This is a genomic window from Bradyrhizobium sp. P2_E8 (assembly GCF_056403875.1).
Genome location: NZ_JBFUES010000630.1, coordinates 1 through 4,553, shown reverse-complemented (window position 1 = coordinate 4,553; position 4,553 = coordinate 1). Strand labels below are relative to the sequence as shown.

At 64.1% G+C, this 4,553-nt stretch carries 5 protein-coding genes; 1 reads left to right on the top strand and 4 read right to left on the bottom strand.

Translation table 11 applies throughout. The features are described from left to right. The 3 genes from AC1D00_RS28295 to AC1D00_RS28285 form a co-directional block, all read right to left on the bottom strand. A partial coding sequence (locus tag AC1D00_RS28295; protein ID WP_477012927.1) for an efflux RND transporter permease subunit occupies positions 1–574 on the bottom strand: 574 nt, incomplete at its 3' end. Positions 575–580: 6 nt separating this feature from the next. Continuing rightward, positions 581–1,774, bottom strand: a complete 1,194-nt coding sequence (locus AC1D00_RS28290; protein ID WP_477012926.1) for an efflux RND transporter periplasmic adaptor subunit — start codon at positions 1,772–1,774, stop codon at positions 581–583. A gap of 261 nt (positions 1,775–2,035) precedes the next feature. After that, on the bottom strand, positions 2,036–2,947 hold the full coding sequence (locus tag AC1D00_RS28285; RefSeq protein ID WP_477012925.1) for a LysR family transcriptional regulator: 912 nt from the start codon (positions 2,945–2,947) through the stop codon (positions 2,036–2,038). 102 nt (positions 2,948–3,049) lie between these two features. Here AC1D00_RS28285 and AC1D00_RS28280 point away from each other — a divergent pair, with 102 nt between their 5' ends. Continuing rightward, entirely contained in the window at positions 3,050–3,700 is a 651-nt protein-coding gene (locus AC1D00_RS28280) for an SRPBCC family protein (RefSeq protein ID WP_477012924.1), read from the top strand. A 42-nt stretch (positions 3,701–3,742) separates the two neighbouring features. Here the strand turns inward: AC1D00_RS28280 and AC1D00_RS28275 are convergent. Further along, positions 3,743–4,553 (bottom strand): SAM-dependent methyltransferase (locus tag AC1D00_RS28275; protein WP_477012923.1); only part of this gene is annotated, 811 nt, incomplete at its 5' end.

The following is a 4,553-nucleotide window of genomic DNA, read 5'->3' as shown; positions in this document are numbered from 1 at the left end:
TGGCTGGATCGACCCAGACGCGCAAGCTGCGCTCGGTCGAATAGAGCGTGGCGCGGCCGACGCCGGGGATGCGGCGGATCTCACCGAGCACGTTGCGGATCATGAAGTCGCCGAGGCCGACCTCGTCGAGGCTGCCGTCGGTCGAGTTCAGCGTGATGATCTGGAGCACCGCGCTCGAGGCTTCCTCGATCAGGATGCCCTGCTGGATCACCGCGCGCGGCAGGCGCGCCTCGACGCGCTTGATGCGGTTCTGCACCTCGACGGACGCCGCGCTGGTGTCGGTGCCCGGCACGAAATTCGCGATGATCTCGACCTGGCCGAGCGAGTCGCTGGTGGATTCGAAATTGAGGATGCCGGAGGCGCCGTTGAGCTCCTCCTCGATCAGGCGCGTGACGCTGTTGTAGAGGTTTTCCGGCGAGGCGCCGGGATAGCTGGTCGAGATCGAGATCGAGGGCGGCGCGATGATCGGATATTGCGCGATCGGCAGCAGCGGCACCGAGATCGCGCCGATCAGGCAGATGAAAAGCGCGACCACCCAGGCGAAGATCGGCCTGTCGATGAAGAAACTCGCCATGGCACGTTACCGCGTGAGCTTCTGGGCGTGCCGATTGTCCGCGGTCGCGTCCGCCTCCGACCAGGATTGCGGCTTGACCTTGTCGCCGGCCGCGAATTTCTGGAAGCCTTCGACCACGACCTTGTCGCCGGCCTTGAGGCCGTCGGTGACGAACCAGATGCCGTCCTGCACCGAGCCGGTGCGCACCGGCTGCACCGCAACGTGATTGTCGTCCTTGACGACGAACACCTCGCTGCCGCCGCCGCCGTTACGCTGGATCGCCTGCTGCGGCACCGCGATCGCGTCGGAATCGAGGCCCTGGTCGATGCGGACGCGGACATACATGCCCGGGAGGAGCTCGCGCTTGGGATTGCGGAACTCGCCGCGCAAGGTCACCTGGCCGGTGTGGGCATCGACCTTGGCATCGGAAAACAGCAGCTTGCCGTCGAGCGAATAGAGCGTGTTGTCGTCGAGCACGAGGCGCACCTTGGCGGCATCAGCCGCGATGCGCTCGAGGTCGCCGCTCTCGAAGGCGCGGCGGAGTTGGTTGAGCTCGTTCACCGACTGGGTGAAGTCGGSATAGATCGGATCGAGCTGCTGGATGGTGGCGAGATTGGTCTCGTTCTGCACCGCGAGCGCGCCTTCGCTGACGAGCGCAGCACCGACCACGCCGTCGATCGGCGCGCGCACGGTGGCATAGTCGAGGTTGAGCTTGGCGCGCGCGAGGTCGGCCTTGCGGCCTTCGACCTCGGCATGGGCCTGGCGTTCGGCCGCGATCGCCTTCTCGTTCTCGGCTTCCGGCGCAGCGCGATCCTTGGTGAGGGTGGCGACGCGGTGCGCCTGCTGCCTCGCCTGCATCAACGCAGCCTCGGCCTTGGCCAGCGCCGCCTCGTTGGCCATCACCTCGACCTCGAACGGACGCGCGTCGATGCGATAGAGCGCATCACCGGCCTTCACCTCGCTGCCCTGGCGGAACASGCGTTCGACCACGATGCCGGAGACACGCGGCCGCACATCGGAAACGCGCGTCGGCGCGATGCGGCCAGGAAGTTCGCGCACCACGGCACGCGGCTGCGGTTTGACGACGACGATGCTGACGTCAGGGTCGGCCGGCGGCGCGGAGGACACCGCGGAGCTGGATTCGTCGCAGGCCCCCAGCAGCGGCGCAAAGGCCGCGAGCATCATTGCAACGCATGCCGATCGCGCACGAAGTCCTGACATGAAGTGGGGTGCCCCGATGTTGTTGAAACTGATCGCGCTCCGCGCGGGCCCATTCTGGGCCATTCCACGCGGCTGACGCCCTCAAAATAGAGTGGACGTGCTGCGATGCAACGCATGGTGCAGGCGGCCCAATGTCACACGACCTATCGTGCTGAGTTCAGGGCGCTTTCCGGGTCTCACCGGATTGTGAGTCGAGTTCCATCGCGGCGTGCTGCGACAGAAGAGCGCAATCAGGGTGTGCGCTCTCTACGCCGGACTCATTCAGGCATTCTCTCTTGCAATCACGCCGAGGCAAAAGTCGATGAAGCTCCGCACTTTCGCGGGCTGATGCTGGCGTGATGGAAACAGCGCATAGAGCGGGAACATCTCGCCGGACCATTCGGGAAACAGGTCGATCAACGCTCCGCTTTCCACGAGGTGACTGCTGCCGAGCTGGAGAATCTGGGCGATGCCTGCGCCGGCTTCGCAAGCCGAAAGCATGGCGCCGACATCCGAGACCAGAACGCGGGCGGATACCTTCACGGGAAGTATCTCTTTTCCCTTGTGGAACTCCCAATCGAAAGGTCGCTGGTTTGCCGCGTCATAGAAACCGATGCAATCGTGGTCCGGCACCTCGGACGGATGTCGTGGACGGCCGCGCTGGGCGAGGTAAGCGGGCGCCGCAACCGTGAGAACACGGGTTTCGACGAGCTTGCGCGCAACCAATGAACCACTCGGGGGGTCTCCGAACCTCAGCGCCAAATCGAAGCCGCCAGCCCCAAGATCTCCGACCGCGTCACGCATCAGAAGCTCCAGTGACACTTCGGGATGCTGCTCCAAAAATTCCCTGATGTGGGATGACAAGACGATGCGCGAGAAGAACGGATCGACGTTCACCCGAAGCCGCCCGCGCACGATGCCGGCAGAGCCCGATGCCTCGATCGCCGCTTCTTCGATGCCGGCAAGGTGCGGTCCGACGCGCTCGTAAAAGCGCCGCCCCTCGTCTGTCAGCGAGAGTGAGCGCGTCGTGCGCTCAAGCAGCCTGACCCCGACGCGCGCTTCCAGGCGCGATATGGCGCGGCTTACCGCAGAGGCGGTGAGGCCCAGCGCATCGGCCGCGCGCGCGATGGTGCCGGCCTCTATCACGGCCGAGAGGACCGTAACACCCGACAGCAACCGTCCATCGAAGGGCATCGCAATTCCTGATTTGTATGAACGTCTATTCTGACATAACGGAAATTGGATCAGCAATCACGATCTGTCATCAGTGTCGCCATCGAAGACGCGGAGGCGAACATGACGAAACGGCTTTACTTTCCGAGCACTGAATCTTGCGCGCGCTGGATGCTGCTAGGCGCGTCCATGGCGTCTCTGCTTTCGATCGCAACTTCTGCCGGAGCGCAAACGAACACCCTTCACACCGGCACAAAAAAGGAAGCGATCATGACGATGAAGCAAGACCTTGCGATGCGCTCGCGGGAGATTCATTGGCCGGAGGGCTTCAATCCCGCGACTGCCGATCTGTTTTCGCACAACGAGCTTCTCATCAATGCGTCATGCGAAAAGATCTGGGGTCACATCGTGGACGCCAGGAAGTGGCCGCAATGGTATCCAAACTCTGGCGGCGTCGAACTTCCCGAGGGCACGAAAGTACTGGGCGACGGTACGACGTGGCGCTGGAGCACGTTTGGCCTGTCGATCGAGAGCAAGGTACAAGAATATGTGCCGCATACGCGCCTCGGCTGGTACGGTTACGCGCCGGGGACGCGGCCGAGCTTCTATCACACCTGGTATCTGGCCCCTCAAGGCACGAGCTGCCTGGTCATAACGGATGAAGTTGGCGTGGGCAAAGATGCCGCCCACCTGCGAGAGGCCGATGAGAGCCTGCTGCATCGTGGCCACGATCTATGGCTGGCGACATTGAAATGGGTCTCTGAGAGCAATTGACCGGTCACCGGGGACCGTGCGCGGCATTCATGCGTGCGCGCCCTACCCCGCCGCCTTCATCCGGTAGTGGCTGACGCCCCATTCCGTTCCGTCGGCGTAGCCGAACAGGCCCGATGTCGCGAGGAAGAAGCAGCGCCAGCGACGCATCCACAAGGAGGTCTCGTCGCCATGGACCTTGCGCAAAGCCGCCTCGATCGCGTCGCGATGGGCATCGAAATTGGCGAGCCAGTCATTGGCGGTGCGCTGATAATGCGTGCCGCTCCAGCACCATTCCTTCTCGACCGTGAAGATGTCGTCGAACTGCCTGACGAGGTGATGGCTCGCCATCACCCCGCCGGTGAAGACGTGCTGCGCGATCCAGTCCTCGCGATTGGCCCGGTCGAACAGGTGGGAGCCGGAGCGATGGGTGACGATGTGCATGAACAGGCGCCCCTCGGGCGCGAGCCATGACCGCACGCGCGTCATCAGCTTGCGCCAGTTCATCACGTGCTCGAACATCTCGACCGAGACGATGCGATCGAACTGGCCCTCGGGCGCGAACACGTTCATGTCGGCGGTGACCACGCGCAGGTTCAAGAGCCCGCGCAGCCGCGCCTGCTCCTCGACATAGGCCCGCTGCGCCCGCGAGTGCGACACCGCCGTCACCTTGGCGTGCGGAAACTGCCGCGCCATCCAGAGCGACAGCGAGCCCCAGCCGCAGCCGAGCTCGAGGATGGTCTGCCCGTCGGCGAGACYGGCATGCGCGACGGTCTGGCGCAGCGCCTCCTCCTCCGCCTCCTGCAGGGTGGTTGCGTCGGTCGTGTAGAAGCAGGACGAGTATTTGCGATTGGGGCCGAGCGCCTGCGCGAAGAAG